This is a genomic window from Paraburkholderia sp. SIMBA_054, from assembly GCF_046534875.1.
Taxonomy (GTDB): Bacteria; Pseudomonadota; Gammaproteobacteria; order Burkholderiales; family Burkholderiaceae; genus Paraburkholderia; species Paraburkholderia hospita.
Genome location: NZ_JAWRXV010000066.1, coordinates 20,453 through 37,639, shown reverse-complemented (window position 1 = coordinate 37,639; position 17,187 = coordinate 20,453). Strand labels below are relative to the sequence as shown.

Sequence of the window (17,187 nt, the reverse complement as noted above, 5' to 3'; positions counted from 1 at the left end):
GGAGATGGACGGCGGGACAGTGTAGGAGCCACTGCTCAGGCGGGATCTCCCAATGTGAGTCATATTGGTTTGGAGTTGCGCTCAGATCACCGATGCGACGCTGGCGAAAACCGCAGCGTCAGCCCTCGCACATCGCGACGGCGCGATTTTGGCAAAGTTTGGCAAAACTGCTATGCTGGTCGTATGACGACGATGAACATTTCCTTACCGGACGCGCTGAAAAGCTTCGTCGACGAACAGGTCAGCGAGCGGGGCTACGGCACCAGCAGCGAATATGTCCGCGAACTGATCCGCCGCGACCAGCAGCGGCAGCATTTGCGTGCTCTTCTCGTGGAAGGCGCAGCATCGGGCCCGACAGCGCCTGTTGATGCGCCGTATTTCGAATCACTGCGCGCTCGCGTGCGTCGCGCGCGTCAATGAAGTCGAAACCTGTCGTCCCTACCCGACAGGCGCAGCAGGATCTGGAAACCGCGATTGACCATTACCTGTTCGAGGAAGGTTCGGAGGCCGCTGCACTGGGGTTCATCACTGCTGTCGAAGAGGCGTTCCAGCGTCTGGGGAAAAATCCTGCGATGGGATCTCCACGCTATGCCTACGAACTCGACCTGCCCGGGCTCAGATCATGGCCACTTAACCGTTATCCACACCTTGTCTTTTATGTGGATCGCGGTGATTACGTCGAGGTCTGGCGTGTGATTGACGGCGTGCGGGATATTCCGGCGTGGCTGCACAACGAAAATGGGTAAATGCGCACCATGCTGACACTCCGCGCCCGCACCTTAACTTGAACGCATCTGAACCGTTCAGATGTCAAGGCAGCGCGCCAGTTCGTACCGGCGTGCCGCGCACAGGTGAGTGCATTCACACGCTTCACCTGAAACTGTAGAACCTCAATAATCAGGCCGCATCGCCTGTGCAACAATCGATCACGCACTTTCTCGTATCGCTCGCAGACTGCCATGGATACCCTTGAATTCGAACCTCAGGTGCTTGCCGGCCGCGGCGTATCGTTCAGCCTTCCCTGTCCCCAGGGCCCGGTCGAATGCATGGTCACGATCAAGGCACTGCAGGACTGCTTCTGGCTTGAAGCCAACGCCGATCACATCCGGATCCTGCGTGCCTTCCGCAATGGCTATGGCCGTATCCGGGCGATCGCCGAGCGCAAGGTACTCGCTCATCCAGCCACGCACCTTGAACTGACCACCGCCGATTTTGCGCGCCCGTAAGCGTGTCGCCATGCCTATTGGCTTCGACGATGAAGCACGGGCAGAAATGCTGTGTTACCTCGTGGTCGGTGAACTTGTCGCCATGGCACGCACCGGCGACTGGCTCCGGACGGATCATCTGGTCGAACTGTCTCTCGTCTGCTCGTCTGGATGCGCGCCAACGGCGCGCGTCCAGAATGGCGGGACCGTATCAGCATCGTCCGCATGGCGGTCGACCTGGCACCCGACGTCCTCGTGACATTCGGACTCACGACCGAGAACGCCGTGGCGTCACTCTTTACGGATGGCGGCCGCCTCAATTATCGTGTGCCACTCGTCAGCCAGATCCACGACCGCTGTGCTGCGAGGCTGCTGCGCGTATAGACATGCTTCGCAACCCGCTATCCGTTACAGGCGTCGCCTGAAAAATTCTCGTCACAAAAAAATACCCACCGCCGGATAGGGCGGGTGTGCTTCAACATGCACCCAATGTCAGGAATAACCTGCATCTTCCGGCTGCGGCGACATTGCATGGAGTCCGGCAACGAAGCAGGCGGTACGACTGAAAACGATCAGGCGATCTGCTATTTCGCGTGTCAGCCGTCCAGTCCGTCGCATCCCGCCGATGTCATAAGGCATTGACGGCGTCCTTGAACGCCTTGCCGGCGGTGAACCTGACGGTCTTCGCCGCCGGAATGGTGATTGTCTCGCCGGTAGAAGGATTACGCCCCGCGCGCTCGGCGCGCGCCCCCGTCGAAAACGAGCCGAATCCGACCAGCTGGACTGTCTCGCGGCGGATGACGGCCGCCGTCATGGCCTCGAGAATGGCATCAATGGCTTCGGCCGTGCTGGTCTTGCTCCCGCCTGTGGTAGCCGCAACGGCATCAATCAGTTCGTGTCTGTTCATCTGTGAGTCTCCCTTTGAGCCATGACATCCCCGATGCTGGCGGACCGGACGCCACCCTACCGCACGTGAGGCGGCCTGGCAACCCGCGAGTTGTCCTGGACAGCGCCACTGTGTTCCGATGCCCCCTTTCCTGTCGACCGGTTGTCTGGCGAAGCCGGATCGTATGCTGGCACGCCAGACAGTTAGTTGCGCATGTTCGTATGGGTTGAGTTTGCAGGGGAAGGAGCGATATGCTTCGCGACTGATTTTTGAACCGCGATGATCAGACAGACACCCAGCCGGACTTCACGCATGCAACAGCGACGCATCACTGCACGACGCTCGTCGGTGCATGGCAAGGGACTCTTCGCGCTGCGGCCCATCGCGGCCGGCGAGCGGCTTATTGAGTACGCGGGTGAACTGACCACCTGGCGGCAAGCCGCCGCGCGCCAGCGCGCCGACGCTGGCCACACTTTCGTCTTCGGGCTCTCGGACGGGCGGGTGATTGATGGCAGTCGCGGGGGCAACAGTGCCCGCTTCCTGAATCACGCATGCACACCAAACTGCGAAGCGATTGAGTCGGGCGATCGTGTCTTCATCCACGCGCTCGCCGACATCGCGCCCGGCTGCGAACTGTTTATCGACTATGCGCTGGTCATCGACGGCGAACCCACCGATGAGATCAGGGAACAGTATGCATGCCGGTGTAATTCGCCGGGGTGCCGGCGAACCATGCTCGGCGCGTCAGATGGTTGACGTCGGTCGATGCGAATGACTGTTACCGGCGATGCTGAATGCCCCTTTGCGTTTAGGTTTATTCGATGCCTGCCATCGGCCGCATGAATTTGACTACCTCCGCGCATGTCGGCAGGCGTCGAATAAACCTAAACGACTGCCGCCCGACGCGGCCGGCCGTAGCCGACCCGTTTGAGTCACTTAGTCAGCGTGGGCGAACTCCCTTAGAATTCTCGGATTCTCACGACAGAGGAACGGCATGGCAATCCGGCTTTTCGTTGATACTTGCGTTTGGCTGGACCTCGCGACAGACTTTCGTGAGCAGCCCGTCATCGGCGCGCTTGAAGATCTAGTCAAAAGCGGGGAGGTCGAACTGGTCGTCCCACAGCAGGTACTGGACGAGTTCGATCGTAACAAGACCCGCATCATCGAGGATGCGAGGCGCGGGCTCCAATCCCACTTCCGGCTGGTCAGGCAAGCCGTCAATCGCTTCGGTGAGGATGCTCGCAAAGCTGATCTGCTCGCTGGACTAAACGAGGTCGACCACCGGATTTGGGTCGATGATGATGCGGTTGGCGAGTCGATCGAGCGCATTAACGCGCTGCTCAACGGAGTGCCGGCTCGTGCTACCAGTGATGCCGTGAAACAGCGTGTCACCGAACGGGCACTCGCGAAGCAGGCTCCCTACCATCGGTCGAAAAATAGCGTTGGCGACGCCATCCTTGTGGAGATCTATATCGAAGTAGCTTCGACGGCGACCGCCGAAACGCCGTCTGCGTTCGTCACTCACAACACCAAGGATTTCAGCGACGCGGAAGGCGACTTCCGGCGACCGCACGCGGACCTTGCGCACCTATTCGAAGCACCGCGATCTGCCTACTGGACGTCGATGGTCGAGTTCCTGAAGGATTACAGCCCGGATCTGCTTGGCGACCACGACTTCGAGTTTAACTACTCGCAGGACGCCCGACGGCTATCTGAAATCCTCGAGGCCGAGCATCTGCTGTTCCGTCAGGTCTGGTACAACCGGCACTGGAACAGCCGCGCCGAAATTGAAGACGGAAAGGTCAAGGTGGTGCCCGAGGAACAGTACAGCAGAAGCCCCTATGACCAGATACTGGATAGCGTGTGGGCCGGTGCGCTCGCCGCCGCCAAGCGAACCGAAGATGAGGTTGGCATAGAGAACCTTGGCCCGTGGAGCGACTTCGAGTGGGGCATGCTCAACGGCAAGCTATCCGCGCTCCGTTGGATTCTCGGGGACGACTGGGACATGCTTGATACGTGATGGAGGTAATCATGCCGCAACCGCATCCAGTTGAAATGCACATTCAGATCGTCTGGTCATCCGTCCGGCTTGTTCTGCTTCAAAGGGTGCTCTACGAGTTGCTACCCAATACGCGTGTGGACCTCTGGCGAGTAATGCAAGGCGCGTCGCTCGACTATGGCCTGATCGAGTGGTGCAAGATCTTCGGTAACCGATCAGATGACACGCATTGGACCAAGCTCGTGCCCAACGATCGGCATGACGCTTTTCGTGGGGGCCTGCTCGCAGCGGTCGGCAAGAGCGCCGAGGAGTGGGAGGAGTATCACTCAGCGATGAAGGACTATCGCGATCAACTGGCTGCACATCACGACCTCGATGCCAAGCCGACGCACTATCCGACCTTCGATCCCGCGCTCGAAGCCGCGTATTACTACTACGGCAACTTCCTGCACCCAACGTGGTCAGCCGATCATTCGGGCACCCAATACCCTGGGGACATGAAGGCATATGCAGCGGGCTATCGAGCGCAGTTGCTCAACGTGGCCAGCGCGGCTGTGCAGGCGACGAAGCAATTCGAACCGTGACCGCATGGACGGGTGGCGCGCCTGAATGCGGCAAAAGCGGCGCGCCTGGCTGCTGCCAGGAGAACGGCTCGAACTGCTGCTGCGCTCCGATGCCAACAACAAAATGCACTGCCCCGCCCGCGCGGCGTGGCGGGCCGGAATGAAAGCGGTAGGCGGTTACAATCCTGAGACCCTCCCTCCAGTGATCCGGTATGCCATTACCTGTAGCGATGGATTTCGTCGCTGACGCAGACTCACAAGCCGTTCAGCTTCTAGCCAGCCTTGGTTACAAGCCAAAGCCACGCGATACCCCCCTGGACCGTTTCGCCGCGCTGTACACGCGCGCCGAACGCACTATTCCACCAGTGCCTTACGAAGTGCGCCTTTCAGACGAGATTCAAGAATCCTAAGTACAGGACGCGCAGAAAGGCATTTGGCGAAATAGTGTCGCGACTGCGGAACGGTCAAAGCGTCCGCCCTTATCTTTCAACGTTAGCGGTTCGTGCTGCGTTTCAGGACACGCTTCTGTTGACTTGGGGCATCCACCATTTGCACCTCAACACCATTGATACGCTTGACAAGCGCGGGTTTGTAGCCCGCAAGCGGGGCGCGTCCGAACTATTGTTGCTGCGCATCAAGGAACAGACAGCCTATCTAATAGACATTGTTTCGCACGACGAACCAAACCTGTTTGACAACCCACGATTGCTAGAGGTCGTGGACCGGAACTGGCCCGAACTTCACTTCGCGGCGAAGTCAATCACTGGCGAGGTATTCACGCCGCAGCAAGTCAAAAACCTTCGATCAAACCATGCAAATTTCGCCATTCAGGTTAGCGGGCGCACCGTTTTACCCCCGGTTGGAGTTACGGCGACCGGCGTGCCGATTGAGGTCTATGGATGGTATTGGGCGTTGCACGCCGAACTACGCAACGTGGAAGCGGACGTTCGTCGCCGTTTCTATGAATTTTTTCCGCACAGCATCTCGCCATCGCAAAACTGGCGAGCTATCAACGTTGTCAGGTTGGTCGGTATTGAAGACGCCTATTTCATTCTTCAGGACCAAGCAACGCTTCGCTTGTCCCACGCCTATCGCGTCGCAGCACAAAAGCGGGAAGTTGCAGCATAGGCCTTGTCAAGACCCATCGATCCGCCGAACACGCCGTCAAGATCGAAGCGGCGCTACTTGGCTCGCGCCACTAGGCGAGCGAATTCGTTCACGCTTTCGCGGATAGCCGACATCCGATGGGGCGAATGACGGAAACGCATCGAGTTTCCGCCATATGTCACTGTCGAGCGAGCGTCGCCTCATGGCCGGGTGCAGTCTCACACAATACGCATATTTCGCCCCGACCTTGACTGTCGGCGATTCGGCGGCACACGACCCATCTCGGAATTTCAGACCTTCTCGGCGAGCGTCTGTGTACTAATCCAAAGCGGACGTCGAATCCCGGGGGCATCAAACGCACTACGTGTCAAAGCAAAAAGACCGTCATTGCATCGCTGCCCGGGTATCCGGTGCCTTGCCAGAAAGAAGCAGCACAATTGTCACCAGACTGAAGACGACACCCGCATAGAACGTGGCGGCGGCCCCTACCTTGTAGACGCGCTCCTGAATTGTCCCAGTATGACGAGCGCCTCTTTCATGCGGTTGTGCATGTCGAGAAAAGGCGGCGCGTAAAAGGCTTGCTGCAACGGGTAAAGACAGTCGTTGACCGCGTTCGTCACCCTGACGATCAGGCTCTCCACGCTCTCGTTGTCGTACGTGCCGAAGGGCGTATGCGCCCAGCCGGCGATTGCGGTTGCCATGTAGACTCCTCCGGTATTCAGATCTGCTTGCGCAATTCGCGTTTCAGCACCTTGCCCGTACTGTTCTTGGGCAACTCGTCGATGAAGAGGTAGCGCTTGGGTCGCTTGAAGCGCGCGATGTTGGCCAGGCAATGCGCGTCCAGTTCCTCCTGCGTCACCGACGCGCCGCCGCTGGGCACGATGAAGGCGACGACAATCTCGCCCCACTCCGGGTCCGGCGCGCCGACCACACATACTTCGGCCACGCCGGGATGACGCAGCAGCACTTCCTCGACTTCGCGCGGATAGATGTTGCTGCCACCACTGATCACCACATCCTTCGAGCGGTCACGCAGCGTCAGGCAGCCGCGCTCGTCGAAGGAGCCCATGTCGCCGGTATGCAGCCATCCTCCGCGCAGGGCGTCCGCCGTCGCCACCGGATTGTTCCAGTAGCCCGCCATCACTACGTCGCCGCGGCAGACGATCTCGCCGATTTCGCCAGCGGGCAGATCCCGGTCCTTGCCGTCGACGACCCTGACCTCGACACCGGTGCGCGGCCAACCAACCGAACCGAGCACGTTCGCGCCGGCGTCCACGTGGTCGCTACAGCGCATGCCGGTGATCGTCATCGGCGCTTCGCCCTGGCCGTAGATTTGTGCAAATACGTGGCCGAAGGTTTTGATGGATTTTGTCAGCTCATTGACGTACATCGGTCCGCCGCCATAGACGATGCAGCGCAGGTGGCGGGGACGCAGCCCGCTGCGCTCGACCTCCTGCCGCAGGCGTTGCACCATCGTCGGCGCGAGAAAAGCGCCGCAAGATGCATGCACGTTGCACAGCGCGAGGAATTCGTCCGGCTCGAACGCACCCGAAGTGGGAATCACCTGCCGCGCGCCACGCGCGATGTAGGCCGGTATGTACATGCCCGAGCCGTGCGACATCGGCGCGGCATGAATTTGCGATGCGTGCTCGTCGATCTGCTCGATGTCGGCCAGGTGCGCCACCGCCATCGCCAGCAGGTTACGGTGCGACAGCATGGCCCCCTTCGGTCGACCGGTCGTGCCGCTGGTGTAGAACAGCCATGCGAGCTGCTCCGGCCGCACCTCGACCGGCATGGCAGGGGCGGCATCCAGGCATTGCTGGTAAGCCGTCTCGCCGATGGCCACTACCGGCAGCTGTGCGCGCAACTGCCGTGCCAGCGGCAGCGCATGTTTCGGCGAGGCGAACACCACGGCGGCTTGTGCATCCTCGGCGATCTGCGCCACTTCCTTCGCATGCAGATTGGCGTTCAATGGCACGGCGACCATGCCGGCCCCCCAAACGCCGAACATCAGCTCGACATATTCCGGCCGGTTCTCGCTGACGATGGCGATGCGGCTTCCGGGTTCGTACATGCTGCCCAGTGCATTCGCCAGCGCCAGTGCGCGCCGGTGCAGTTCCGCATAGGTGGCAAACAGTTCCGTGCCGTGGAACACCGCCTCGCGGTCAGCAAAGCGCCGCGCGGAACCGTCGAGCAGGTGGAAGAGGTTCACTTGCAATCTCCGGGGAAAATCAATGCACGCCCATACGGCGCGCCGACAGCCAGTCGAAAATCAGGGAGGTCGCCTCGGCCAGCAACGCGGGTCGCCCGGCGTAGTAGTGGGTCGCTCCCTTGACAACGTGGAAGGTCTTGTCGGTCGATAGCGCGGCTATCATACAGAATGAGGATCGCTAGCGTCACCAGGGCCCGATTTGCGGGCCCGTTGGCGGCTTTCGCCATGCGTCGAAGATTTCCCACTCCCCGATCGCGCCACGTGATCGGTACACGCCGGTCGACGATTGCACCGACATCTCGTGTTCCGGCAAGCGGCGCACCCGCGTTAGCTACCCGCTGTAGTCCCGGCGGCGGAAGCGCTCCTGAAAATCCCGATCGAGCGCGTCCCGCTGGCTGGTACATAGGTGCGGCTGGCGTCCTGCCCTGACAGGACTGCGCACGTTCATGACTTCATCGAAAACAAGCCATGCACGCTACGGCATCTACTCAATCGGTCATTTTGAACTCGAGGTGCCCAGAGACGCGAAGCGTCTAGGCGTGCTGGTCAAAACATTCGACGAGCATATCAGTTAGGACCCGGACTTTCGCTGATGGGTTCAGACCGGGCGGGCGCACGACATATATACCCGCCGTCGGGGGTGGAAAACGACACATGACCGGCACCAGCGCTCCAGAAGCAACGTATTGATCCGTTACGCCGTCGGGGAGCCATGCGAGGCCGAGCCCAGCCACTGCGGCGGAAGCGATAGCGATGGCGTTGTCAGCCTTGAAACGTCCCCGCGGATGAACGGTTATGACATTGTCGCCATCCATAAACTGCCAGCTTTCCGTTCCATGCATTAAAGCCTGGTGACCAAGAAGCTCGTCCGGTGTTTCAGGTGCGCCGTGCGCTTTGACATAGTCAGGGCTTGCGACGAGCTTTCCGTAGATAGGTCCAACGCGCTTCGCGATGAGGTTTGAATCCTGAAGGTAGCCGACCCGAATCGCACAGTCATATCCCTCGCCAACCAGGTCGACCATGCGGTCACTGTAGCAGGTGTGGATGTGCAGCAGCGGGTGACGGCGGGCCATTTCTGCCAGAACAGGTGATAAATGAGTCGGGCCGAACGTGAGCGGCGCTGCGATTCGCAAGCGGCCGCGCAGGTGGCCGGCTGGTGAAATCGTCTCCCTGGCAGCGTCGATCTCGGCAACGACGCGGGCGGCGTGGTCGCGAAAGGCCGTTCCCGCTTCAGTCAGAGCAGCGCCACGGGTTGTCCTTGCCAGGAGCTGGACGCCAAGCTCTGATTCAAGCCGCAAAAGTCTCCGGCTAACGATGGATTTTGAGACCCCCAAACGGCGAGCAGCGGGCGAGACGCCGCCTGAGTCCGCGACCTCAACAAACGTCTGAAGTTCTTCGATGTCCAATTCGGCGTTCCATTTAGCGCGACAGGGCGTCGCCGAATTCTAGCCTAGCGTCGCGAAACAGGGAATGCCAACATCCGATTGACGGCTGCTTGTCGGCGCGTCTCCAACGAAAACCCCATCATTTTCCATAAACACAAAGGTTTTTTATGACATTTCGCAATGGCCTCAATTCACTCCTCCGCCCGGAAGATTCAGTACTCGTCTTGATCGACCACCAGCCGTACCAACTCGCCAACCTGAACAGCCACGATCCTCAGGCCGTGGTCAACGCCTCGACTGCTTTGGCAAAGTCGGCCAAGCTCTTTGGCGTTCCGACCATCCTCACGAGCGTGATAGCCGCGCGAGGCGGTTTGCTCTTCCCGCAGATCACCGACGTTTTCCCGGGCCAAGAGGTGATCGACCGAACCCTCATTAACACATGGGAAGACAAGAAAGTCGTGGACGCCGTTAAAGCGACGGGCCGGAAGCAACTGATCATCGCTGGTCTGTGGACCGAAATTTGTGTGGCGATGCCGGTCATCCAGGCGCTCGGTGAAGGCTGGGATACTACGGTCATCACAGACGCATCAGGCGGTACGTCCGTGGAAGCGCACCAGGTCGCTATACAGCGCATGATCGCGGCTGGGGCGAACATGATGACCTGGCTGGCGCTGGCAGCCGAGTGGCAACGCGACTGGGCTCGTACCGAAACTGCGGGCGCGATGACTGAAGTATTAGGCCAGCACGCTGCCGGGAGCGGCATTGCCTATTTCTGGGAGCAGCAGCTTCTCAACACGCCGGTTCCCGCCTGAGTCTAGTTTCCGACGGAATGACACAGCGCGGGCGCACGACTACTTATACAGTCAGGGGGCTGTGGCGCGTCATCCCCTTCTCATCACGTTCGCGGCCCAGCGAACAGAGCAAAACCGCAGCCATTTCTGGCTGTCAGTGCCATACCTCGCTGAAGGAATAATGAACATGACGATGAAAGGTTTTCCCGTCGGACAGGAGATGGAAGTTTCCTACCCGCCCTTCAAGGTGTACTTGACGATCCAGTCGGCGACCGAGCTGACCTTCGCGATCAGGGAGGGCAAGTTTGCTCGGACCGAAACGGTTGAAATTCAGGTCGTGCCGATCGGCAACAGTGTTTTCGTTGTAAGTTGGAAAGAGTCGAACGGTGCGACGGTAGTGAACGTCCAGGACTATGATCGCGGTGTGTTCCAATCGTTCGTGACGCTGGCCAGCGGCGAGTTCTGGCGCATGACTGGCTCGATGGTGGTCACTCGACCCGCTAACAAGGTCTCAGATGATCGTAAGCGGTCTATGAACGACACCCTTCCATCGCGCGGCTGATTCACGGAGGCTACCTGTCCATGTTCAACGAATGTGGACAGGTGTATCCGTTGCCCGCGCCAGGCACCACTGTGGACCGTACTCGAGCCACGCTTGCGCGTCACGCGGGTGGTGGTCACGCATCGTGGGGCGATCGCCGGGCCTGCGCAGGCGCGGACATGTCGCGACGAGTTCATGCGATGAACCTTCATCTCGTGGCAGGCCTCGATGAATTCCTGTGCGTCGTAACCCTTGTCCGCACCCAGCGTAATCTCTACGCTCGCATCCTGTACCGCTTGCCGCGCGTCGTTGATCATGATCTTGGCCGCTTCACGCTCAGCACGCCCGTCGGCGCGTGTCACGCGTGCGTTGACCACCAGACCGTGCCGGTTATCGGTCAGCGTATGGCCCATGTATCGCAATTCGCTGGCCGTCTTGCCTTTACGGTAGAGCCACGCATCAGGGGATCGGTCGTGGACTGATGCGTGTCGTTGCTGCGCTTGCTACCTTTAAAGTCGTCCGCGCTGCTGCCTCCGTCGTTCTGATCATCACCGTCCTTGCGCACAAAGCTCTTGTGTCCCGCCCACGCCTGGATCAGTGTGCCGTCCACGCTGAAGTGCTCGCCCGAGAGCAGATCCTTCTTCTCAGCGATGGCCACCACTTCGTTGAAGAATTCGATCACGGCGTCGTGCTTGATCAACCGCTCGCGGTTCTTCGTGAAGACCGTGGGTACCCACACCACGTCATCCATTGCCAGGCCGATGAACCAACGAAACAGGAGGTTGTATTGCACCTGCTCCATCAATTGCCGCTCCGAGCGGATACTGTAGAGCACCTGGATCAGCATCGCCCGCAGCAGCTTCTCCGGCGCGATACTCGGCCGCCCGCCCTTTACGTCGGCTTCGTACATGTGAGCGAACAGCCGGTCCATTCTTCGCGAGTGCTTCGTTCGCCATGATGCGAATCGCACGCAGTGGATGTGACGGCGGAATGAAGTCGTCCAGCTTGCGCATGGAAAAGTGGAGTTGACCCGGTTTCGTGGATACCTATCCTTTGGAATAGGGTGCGACACGTGTCGCCGTCAGCCGCGCGTCAAGCGGCATGTAGTTGGCGGTAAAGCTCGTTTTTGTCTTGTCGCATTTGAGCGTTGACTCATTACGGTTGAAGCTGCGACCTGTTGTGCGACCAACAGTTGCCTACCCGGGCATGCGCGATTGGCAACGATCGGGTGTGAAGCCTCGGGGACAAAGTACTCCGCAGAAGCAGGCCCCGCTCGGTGACGAGGGAGGTCCGACACTGCCAGCAGCCGTGCGGTGTGGAGGCGAGGCAAATTCCGTATGCACAACACAAGTGAACTGCTGTTAAACCTCGTAAAAAGGGAAGAGCCAAAGCTGCTGATAGGCTCTAACCAAAAAGGTGGGTGGCCGGTTGTGTTCCTCCTTTTTGAACGCACGTCGCCAGAGCGCCACCGGGGGATAGGCAGGTGCTAACCGGATAGGCTCAGGGTGTTGCTGGGTCGGCAAAAACGGGAACGTGGTAAGCCCGTCCCGCCGCCAAGCTCGCGCGTCATGGCGAGATGGCAGGCAATCCGCGAGGAGAGCTGTCGGTGGAGCGGGTAAGAGAACGCGGAGAAAGCGAATGCCGCTCTGTAATGGAACGGATAGGGGTTCGAACTTTGCCCTGACCCGAAAGGGTGCAGACTTCCGCGAGGTGTGGCTGTCGCCGGCCCGTATTTGAGGTTCGATGCAGGGAAGCTTGGAGAGACTGCCTTGCTGCAGTTCAGCGCCCTCGTCTCAGCGATGGGATGGATCAACGATATGATGTTGGCGAAGGGCTTGCGCAGGTTGGCGAGGCCGGTATCGGTTACGCGATACTTTAGCCGTGCCTGAGCCGCTTGCGGTGAAAGTCGCTTGGGCGGTTCTTTGGGGAGGGGGCGGCAGCAATGCTGTCTCCTTACCCGCTAGGTGCCCACCATGGCGAAGCATCGCACCCCGTACCCGGCGGAATTCCGGGCCCAGATGGTCGAACTGGTGAAGGCCGGGCGAACACCCGAGGACCTGGAGAAGGAGTTCGACTGCGCAGACCATCTACAACTGGGTGGCCCAGGCCGATCGTGACGCAGGCAGACGGCACGACGGACTGACCACGGCCGAGCGCGAGGAACTGACGCGCTTGCGCCGCAAGGTTCGCCAGCTCGAGGTTGAGCGGGATATCTTGTCAAAAGCGGCGGCCTGGTTCGCCCGGGAGACCGGGACCGTGCCCGACAAGGGTTCGAGTTCATGAAAGCGAATCAGGCCACCTGGCCCGTTACCACCATGGCGCGGCTGCTCAAGGTCTCCACCAGCGGCTTTTATGCGTGGCTTGGACGCGGACCCTCGAAACGGGCACGCAGTGATGCAGATCTGCTGGCGCGCATTCATGCGATTCACACGCGCTCGCGCGGCACCTATGGGATGCCTCGCATTTACGCCGAACTGGTCCACCAGGGCGTTCATGTGGGGCGCAAGCGGGTCGCCCGCCTGATGCGGATTGCGGGTCTGTGCGGCGTGAGCCGGCGGCGCTGGATCACCACCACGCGGCGCCAGCCCGATGCGCGGCCGGCCCCCGACCTGGTACAACGCCACTTTAGCGCCGACGCGCCAGACCGGCTGTGGGTCGCCGACGCGACCTATGTACCGACTGGCGAAGGGTTTCTGTATCTGGCCGTGGTGCTGGATGTGTTCAGTCGTCGTATTGTGGGCTGGTCGATGTCATGTCATCTGTACACCGAATTGATGCTGCGGGCACTGGACATGGCATTGGCGCAACGCCGTCCCGACGGTGTCATCCACCATTCCGATCAGGGGTGCCAATACACGTCCATTGCCTTCGGCCGTCGCTGCCGCGAGGCTGGCGTGCGTCCGTCCATGGGCAGCGTTGGCGACTGCTTTGACAACGCCATGTGCGAAGCCTTCTTCGCCACACTTGAATGTGAATTGCTTGCGCGCACGCACTTCGCCACGCATGAACAGGCGCGGCGCGAGATCTTTCACTTCCTGGAGGCGTGGTACAACCCGTTTCGCCTTCATAGCGGGCTTGGCTATCGCTCGCCGATCATTTACGAACAGCTGCATGCAGCACAAAGCCCCGCCTCATCGGCATGCGAGTTGCCCACCGCCGGCCGGCGTCGTGGTCGTGACCGGCGACCCGCCGACCGGCCGTGGACAACTCGCAGCAGCTCTTCAAACGGAGGTAACCTATCCACTCAAAATTCAACTACGTAACCGTCCACCGAAGCGGGTCATCCCCAAACAGACTCTCGGTAAACGTGTCGGCGCCGCGCATAATCTCCATCGGGTAGGTCCGCGGCACGGGACAACCGGACTGAAGCGCGTATGCCGGTTTGTCTCCTCGCCGCAGAGGAGAAAGCGACCATGGGTGACCTTCACTTTGGGGCCGACCTCTTCAGTGAACTGGACCGGCTGCAACGCCAGATGTCCAGCCTGTTCGGCGGCTTCCCTCCAGCCTTCGTTCAAGCCAGTTCGGCACATTTCCTCATATCAACGTCGGCATGACCGACGACACGATAGAAATCGTCGCGTTTGCGCCCGGCGTCGAACCCGGGAAACTCGATATCTCCATCGATAAAGGTCTGCTCTCGATTGCCGGCGAGCGGACGACCTGCGAAGCACAGTTGCCTGAGGGCACGCGGCAGTACGCGCAGGAGCGCTTCAACGGCTCGTTCCGACGGGTCATCGAACTGCCCCAGCAGGCCGACCCTGACAAGGTGCAGGCGCGCTACGTCGACGGCTGCCTGCTGATTTCTGTGGGCAAGCGCGAAGCGTCCAGACCCCGCGCCATTACCGTTCAGTGACGAGGTGACATCACGAGCGACAACACGCATATCGCCCAACGCGACCAGGACGAGGTGACGCGCGCGGAACCGGATGAAGCACGTCGTCGCGTCGCGCTGACGCCCGCGGTCGATATCTTCGAAGACGCTCACGCGGTCACGCTTTGGGCCGACCTGCCTGGCGTATCGAAAGAGAAGCTGGACATCAACGTCCACGACGGCAGTCTGACCATCGAGGCGGAATCCATGGTGCCCGTGCCGCCGAACCTGGCGCTCTCGCATGCCGAAGTGCGGGCGCCCTACTTCTCGCGCCGCTTCAACGTCAGCGAAGACTTCGATACCTCGCGGATTGAGGCGTCCCTGAAGGATGGCGTCCTGAAGCTGACGATACCGCGTCGCGACGAGGCGAAGCCGAGACGCATTGAGGTGCGTACAGGCTGACGCCAACTACCCGATGCATACGGTTGAACGGCGGAAAGGTATCCGCCGTTCCGCGGTCGACTGCGTCGCGGACGAAGTTTCGAAGGCATGCACAAGCGGAACAAGGCGACCAACGGCACGGCGATGTGCAGGGCGATGCAGTCCGTGACCAACGACCCGTGCGACAGAAAGTGCTTAACACCGCCGACGTTGCAGGTCGCTCGTGAAAGCCTTGGACGGGTTGAGGCGCCGGCTTGCCCGCGTCACAAGCTCGGCGGTAATCAGCGCTTCCCGGTGCGCCGCACGAATGCCCGTGTCGGTCGGAGAAGTATTTACTTCCAGGTTCATCTCTGCACTCTCAGCGCAAACGCCTACAGGACGAGAACTCGCACACATTCCCGGACTACGCCTTGCTGCCAGCCGGATTCCCGTTCTGGTCAGAGACGTGTCGTCGCTGTCCAAGGCTGAGTTCTGGCTGACCATGGAAAACAATCGATGGACGCACCCGTACGATTCCCAAGGTCAACGGATGGCATTCTCCGACATGCGCGAACACGTGCAGCAACTGGCCGACGACGAATTCAGGAGCCTGTCGGCGGTCAGTCCGCGACGCAGGCGGAAGAGGAAGACAGCCCCTTGGACTCGCCGGCTATAGGTGGCTATAGGCATCCCCTTATACGGAAGTGTCGTAGCCATCGCGCAAGATCTGGATGGTGATCACGGCATCCATGACCCGCTGCATACCTATCCACAGCGTCTTCGCGCCCGGTTCACCGTCGCTCTTACGCCCGAGGAATCCGCCTAGTGATGCGATCATCCGTATCATCTGGTTGAGCGTTGGTGTCTTTTTCGGGCGTGGCTTTTTTGAGAGTACATGAGCGCCATGTATTTCGTCAGCCGCAAAAAAGAGTGACGCGTCCAACTCTGGACACGTCCTGCCCAGACGCATGAGCCGTGCAATACGCCACGCTACGACCATGTACAGCGCGAGTGCCTTCTCGACCCGCTCCATCTGCGAGAGTTGCAGCGCCTCAACCCGGCAGGCGTTCTTCAGGACATTGAAGTACATTTCGATCTCCCACCTCGCGCGGTACCAGTCAACGAGTTCGATGAGCGCATCCGCATCAGCCGCTTCGCGGTTGGTCACAAGACGCCAGATAACGGGCTTTACGCCCGCTGGCGCATCTACCTCGCACGCCTCGACGCAGGTGAGCGTGACACCGGCCTGCCCGGGCAGCGTGATGCGCTGGCTACGCAGTTCCTGCTTCACTTCACGCGCCTTCTGGCCACTTCGCCCGGGCAACACGATGCTGATATGGTCGAGCGCGGTACTCGCGTGCACCTTGTCCCACAGCTTTTCTTCGTCCTTCAGGGCACGATTGTGCTGGGAGCGGATCAGCCAGTCAGCCGGATTACCCAGTTCCTGCGCACGCTGCATGAGCGCGGCGATATCGCCTTCGCGGTCGGCCACGTACACCAGCCGCGTGTCAGGCAGGGCCTGTGCCTGTTCGGCCACGATCTCATAACTTTCAATCCACCGTGTACTTTCCCTGACACCACCACGCCTGCCGTTTGCATCGCGCGGCTCGCGCGCCCACATCCACGAATTGATGACACCCAGTGGCTCCCGATCCGGTGTCACCGCATAGGTCGCGTGAAGATACATGCCCACCTGCGCTTCATAACTGAGCGGGCCGGCCCCCTCGATATCCTGACCGTTAAAGTTCAGCTCTGTCGTATCGGCAATACACAGCACCACCGGCAACTGCTTCATGCGCGCTGTGGTGCGATCCCAATGCGGCTGCATCATGTCGCGCCAGTCGATGCGCTCATTGCCCAGAAAGCGATAGGCCGCCATCGTCTCGGCCCAGCCTTCGCACGCGCCCGGGATACTGGCCGTCGGCCGGCTGGCAAACCGCTTGACCAGCTCCTTCGCGCGCCGGTCTCGCCGCGGATCACCCAGATCCAGCGTTTCGAATTCCTCGTCCACCCATGCCCCCGCGTCGTCCTGGATCTTCATGCCGAAAATCCGAGAGTAATCTATGGTCACCCCCGTTTTTGCAACCCTGACGTTGATCGGTGATTGGTTTGCCTAAATCTATCCGGCGTCATGTTGAGGATCGCTCCTCGCGCCACGATGAGAATCGCGCCTGACAGCCCTGATAACGCGAGCAGCTTCAAGAGCTGGTTTACTCTCCAGGATGTCTGTCAGGCCGGTGTGCCGTTCACGTCATCACATATCAGCA

General features: G+C 60.2%; 17 protein-coding genes and 3 pseudogenes. 13 read left to right on the top strand and 7 right to left on the bottom strand.

What is annotated here, in order from left to right:
• Nucleotides 1–183: 183 nt before the first annotated feature.
• The 3 genes from SB822_RS45360 (at nucleotide 184) to SB822_RS45350 (ending at nucleotide 1,226) form a co-directional block, all read left to right on the top strand.
• Nucleotides 184–420 carry a type II toxin-antitoxin system ParD family antitoxin gene (locus tag SB822_RS45360; protein ID WP_410857761.1) on the top strand — a complete coding sequence of 79 codons (237 nt, stop codon included), beginning with the start codon at nucleotides 184–186 and terminating at the stop codon, nucleotides 418–420.
• Nucleotides 417–746: a type II toxin-antitoxin system RelE/ParE family toxin gene (locus SB822_RS45355; RefSeq protein ID WP_410857744.1), complete on the top strand. Its 330-nt coding sequence runs from the start codon at nucleotides 417–419 to the stop codon at nucleotides 744–746. The genes SB822_RS45360 and SB822_RS45355 overlap by 4 nt, the downstream gene beginning before the upstream one ends.
• A 213-nt stretch (nucleotides 747–959) precedes the next feature.
• On the top strand, nucleotides 960–1,226 hold the full coding sequence (locus SB822_RS45350; RefSeq protein ID WP_410857743.1) for a DUF1488 family protein: 267 nt from the start codon (nucleotides 960–962) through the stop codon (nucleotides 1,224–1,226).
• Nucleotides 1,227–1,833: 607 nt separating this feature from the next.
• Here SB822_RS45350 and SB822_RS45345 read toward each other — a convergent pair.
• Nucleotides 1,834–2,112 carry an HU family DNA-binding protein gene (locus tag SB822_RS45345; protein WP_410857742.1) on the bottom strand — a complete coding sequence of 93 codons (279 nt, stop codon included), beginning with the start codon at nucleotides 2,110–2,112 and terminating at the stop codon, nucleotides 1,834–1,836.
• Nucleotides 2,113–2,403: 291 nt separating this feature from the next.
• Here SB822_RS45345 and SB822_RS45340 point away from each other — a divergent pair, with 291 nt between their 5' ends.
• From SB822_RS45340 to SB822_RS45325, 4 genes are all read left to right on the top strand, one after another.
• Complete coding sequence (locus SB822_RS45340) at nucleotides 2,404–2,847, top strand: SET domain-containing protein (RefSeq protein WP_410857741.1); 444 nt, start codon at nucleotides 2,404–2,406, stop codon at nucleotides 2,845–2,847.
• 238 nt (nucleotides 2,848–3,085) lie between these two features.
• Nucleotides 3,086–4,111 (top strand): PIN domain-containing protein, encoded by a 1,026-nt coding sequence (locus SB822_RS45335; RefSeq protein ID WP_410857740.1) that lies wholly within the window; start codon nucleotides 3,086–3,088, stop codon nucleotides 4,109–4,111.
• Between the two features lie 11 nt (nucleotides 4,112–4,122).
• On the top strand, nucleotides 4,123–4,674 hold the full coding sequence (locus SB822_RS45330) for a hypothetical protein (protein ID WP_410857739.1): 552 nt from the start codon (nucleotides 4,123–4,125) through the stop codon (nucleotides 4,672–4,674).
• 507 nt (nucleotides 4,675–5,181) lie between these two features.
• Nucleotides 5,182–5,781 (top strand): hypothetical protein, encoded by a 600-nt coding sequence (locus SB822_RS45325; RefSeq protein WP_410857738.1) that lies wholly within the window; start codon nucleotides 5,182–5,184, stop codon nucleotides 5,779–5,781.
• Nucleotides 5,782–6,245: 464 nt separating this feature from the next.
• On the opposite strand, the gene SB822_RS45320 is transcribed toward SB822_RS45325, so the two are convergent.
• The 4 genes from SB822_RS45320 to SB822_RS45305 all read right to left on the bottom strand — a co-directional run bounded on the left by SB822_RS45320 (nucleotide 6,246) and on the right by SB822_RS45305 (nucleotide 9,378).
• Nucleotides 6,246–6,461 (bottom strand): hypothetical protein, encoded by a 216-nt coding sequence (locus SB822_RS45320; RefSeq protein WP_410857737.1) that lies wholly within the window; start codon nucleotides 6,459–6,461, stop codon nucleotides 6,246–6,248.
• 17 nt (nucleotides 6,462–6,478) lie between these two features.
• The gene (locus SB822_RS45315; protein ID WP_410857736.1) at nucleotides 6,479–7,972 is read right to left on the bottom strand and encodes an acyl-CoA synthetase; all 1,494 of its coding nucleotides are present in this window, start codon (nucleotides 7,970–7,972) and stop codon (nucleotides 6,479–6,481) included.
• A gap of 19 nt (nucleotides 7,973–7,991) precedes the next feature.
• Nucleotides 7,992–8,135 (bottom strand): hypothetical protein, encoded by a 144-nt coding sequence (locus SB822_RS45310; RefSeq protein WP_410857735.1) that lies wholly within the window; start codon nucleotides 8,133–8,135, stop codon nucleotides 7,992–7,994.
• 370 nt (nucleotides 8,136–8,505) lie between these two features.
• A complete protein-coding gene (locus SB822_RS45305; RefSeq protein ID WP_410857734.1) occupies nucleotides 8,506–9,378 on the bottom strand; it encodes a LysR family transcriptional regulator in 873 nt (290 codons plus the stop codon).
• Between the two features lie 146 nt (nucleotides 9,379–9,524).
• On the opposite strand from SB822_RS45305, the gene SB822_RS45300 reads away from it, so the two are divergent.
• Nucleotides 9,525–10,169, top strand: a complete 645-nt coding sequence (locus SB822_RS45300) for a hydrolase (protein WP_410857733.1) — start codon at nucleotides 9,525–9,527, stop codon at nucleotides 10,167–10,169.
• 166 nt (nucleotides 10,170–10,335) lie between these two features.
• Nucleotides 10,336–10,710 carry a MoaF-related domain-containing protein gene (locus tag SB822_RS45295; RefSeq protein ID WP_410857760.1) on the top strand — a complete coding sequence of 125 codons (375 nt, stop codon included), beginning with the start codon at nucleotides 10,336–10,338 and terminating at the stop codon, nucleotides 10,708–10,710.
• 128 nt (nucleotides 10,711–10,838) lie between these two features.
• Here SB822_RS45295 and SB822_RS45290 read toward each other — a convergent pair.
• Nucleotides 10,839–11,702, bottom strand: a pseudogene (locus tag SB822_RS45290) (IS5 family transposase); the annotation flags it as partial.
• Nucleotides 11,703–12,662: 960 nt separating this feature from the next.
• Between SB822_RS45290 and SB822_RS45285 the strand changes: the two are divergent.
• From SB822_RS45285 to SB822_RS45270, 4 genes and pseudogenes are all read left to right on the top strand, one after another.
• Nucleotides 12,663–13,808 (top strand): annotated as a pseudogene (locus tag SB822_RS45285) (IS3 family transposase); the annotation flags it as partial.
• Between the two features lie 294 nt (nucleotides 13,809–14,102).
• Nucleotides 14,103–14,542, top strand: a pseudogene (locus SB822_RS45280) (Hsp20/alpha crystallin family protein).
• A 54-nt stretch (nucleotides 14,543–14,596) separates the two neighbouring features.
• Nucleotides 14,597–14,962, top strand: a complete 366-nt coding sequence (locus SB822_RS45275; RefSeq protein ID WP_410857732.1) for an Hsp20/alpha crystallin family protein — start codon at nucleotides 14,597–14,599, stop codon at nucleotides 14,960–14,962.
• 286 nt (nucleotides 14,963–15,248) lie between these two features.
• On the top strand, nucleotides 15,249–15,596 hold the full coding sequence (locus tag SB822_RS45270; protein ID WP_410857759.1) for a ParB/Srx family N-terminal domain-containing protein: 348 nt from the start codon (nucleotides 15,249–15,251) through the stop codon (nucleotides 15,594–15,596).
• 18 nt (nucleotides 15,597–15,614) lie between these two features.
• Here the strand turns inward: SB822_RS45270 and SB822_RS45265 are convergent, their stop codons facing one another.
• Nucleotides 15,615–16,961: an IS4 family transposase gene (locus SB822_RS45265; RefSeq protein ID WP_410857731.1), complete on the bottom strand. Its 1,347-nt coding sequence runs from the start codon at nucleotides 16,959–16,961 to the stop codon at nucleotides 15,615–15,617.
• Nucleotides 16,962–17,187 lie beyond the last annotated feature (226 nt).

Excerpts from the sequence above, each read along its gene's own strand:
- SB822_RS45360 (WP_410857761.1), top strand. The coding sequence starts at position 184 with ATGACGACGATGAACATTTCCTTACCGGACGCGCTGAAAAGCTTCGTC.
- SB822_RS45355 (WP_410857744.1), top strand. The coding sequence starts at position 417 with ATGAAGTCGAAACCTGTCGTCCCTACCCGACAGGCGCAGCAGGATCTG.
- SB822_RS45350 (WP_410857743.1), top strand. The coding sequence starts at position 960 with ATGGATACCCTTGAATTCGAACCTCAGGTGCTTGCCGGCCGCGGCGTA.
- SB822_RS45345 (WP_410857742.1), bottom strand. The coding sequence starts at position 2,112 with ATGAACAGACACGAACTGATTGATGCCGTTGCGGCTACCACAGGCGGG.
- SB822_RS45340 (WP_410857741.1), top strand. The coding sequence starts at position 2,404 with ATGCAACAGCGACGCATCACTGCACGACGCTCGTCGGTGCATGGCAAG.
- SB822_RS45335 (WP_410857740.1), top strand. The coding sequence starts at position 3,086 with ATGGCAATCCGGCTTTTCGTTGATACTTGCGTTTGGCTGGACCTCGCG.
- SB822_RS45330 (WP_410857739.1), top strand. The coding sequence starts at position 4,123 with ATGCCGCAACCGCATCCAGTTGAAATGCACATTCAGATCGTCTGGTCA.
- SB822_RS45320 (WP_410857737.1), bottom strand. The coding sequence starts at position 6,461 with ATGGCAACCGCAATCGCCGGCTGGGCGCATACGCCCTTCGGCACGTAC.
- SB822_RS45310 (WP_410857735.1), bottom strand. The coding sequence starts at position 8,135 with ATGATAGCCGCGCTATCGACCGACAAGACCTTCCACGTTGTCAAGGGA.
- SB822_RS45300 (WP_410857733.1), top strand. The coding sequence starts at position 9,525 with ATGACATTTCGCAATGGCCTCAATTCACTCCTCCGCCCGGAAGATTCA.
- SB822_RS45295 (WP_410857760.1), top strand. The coding sequence starts at position 10,336 with ATGACGATGAAAGGTTTTCCCGTCGGACAGGAGATGGAAGTTTCCTAC.
- SB822_RS45270 (WP_410857759.1), top strand. The coding sequence starts at position 15,249 with ATGCCCGTGTCGGTCGGAGAAGTATTTACTTCCAGGTTCATCTCTGCA.
- SB822_RS45265 (WP_410857731.1), bottom strand. The coding sequence starts at position 16,961 with ATGAAGATCCAGGACGACGCGGGGGCATGGGTGGACGAGGAATTCGAA.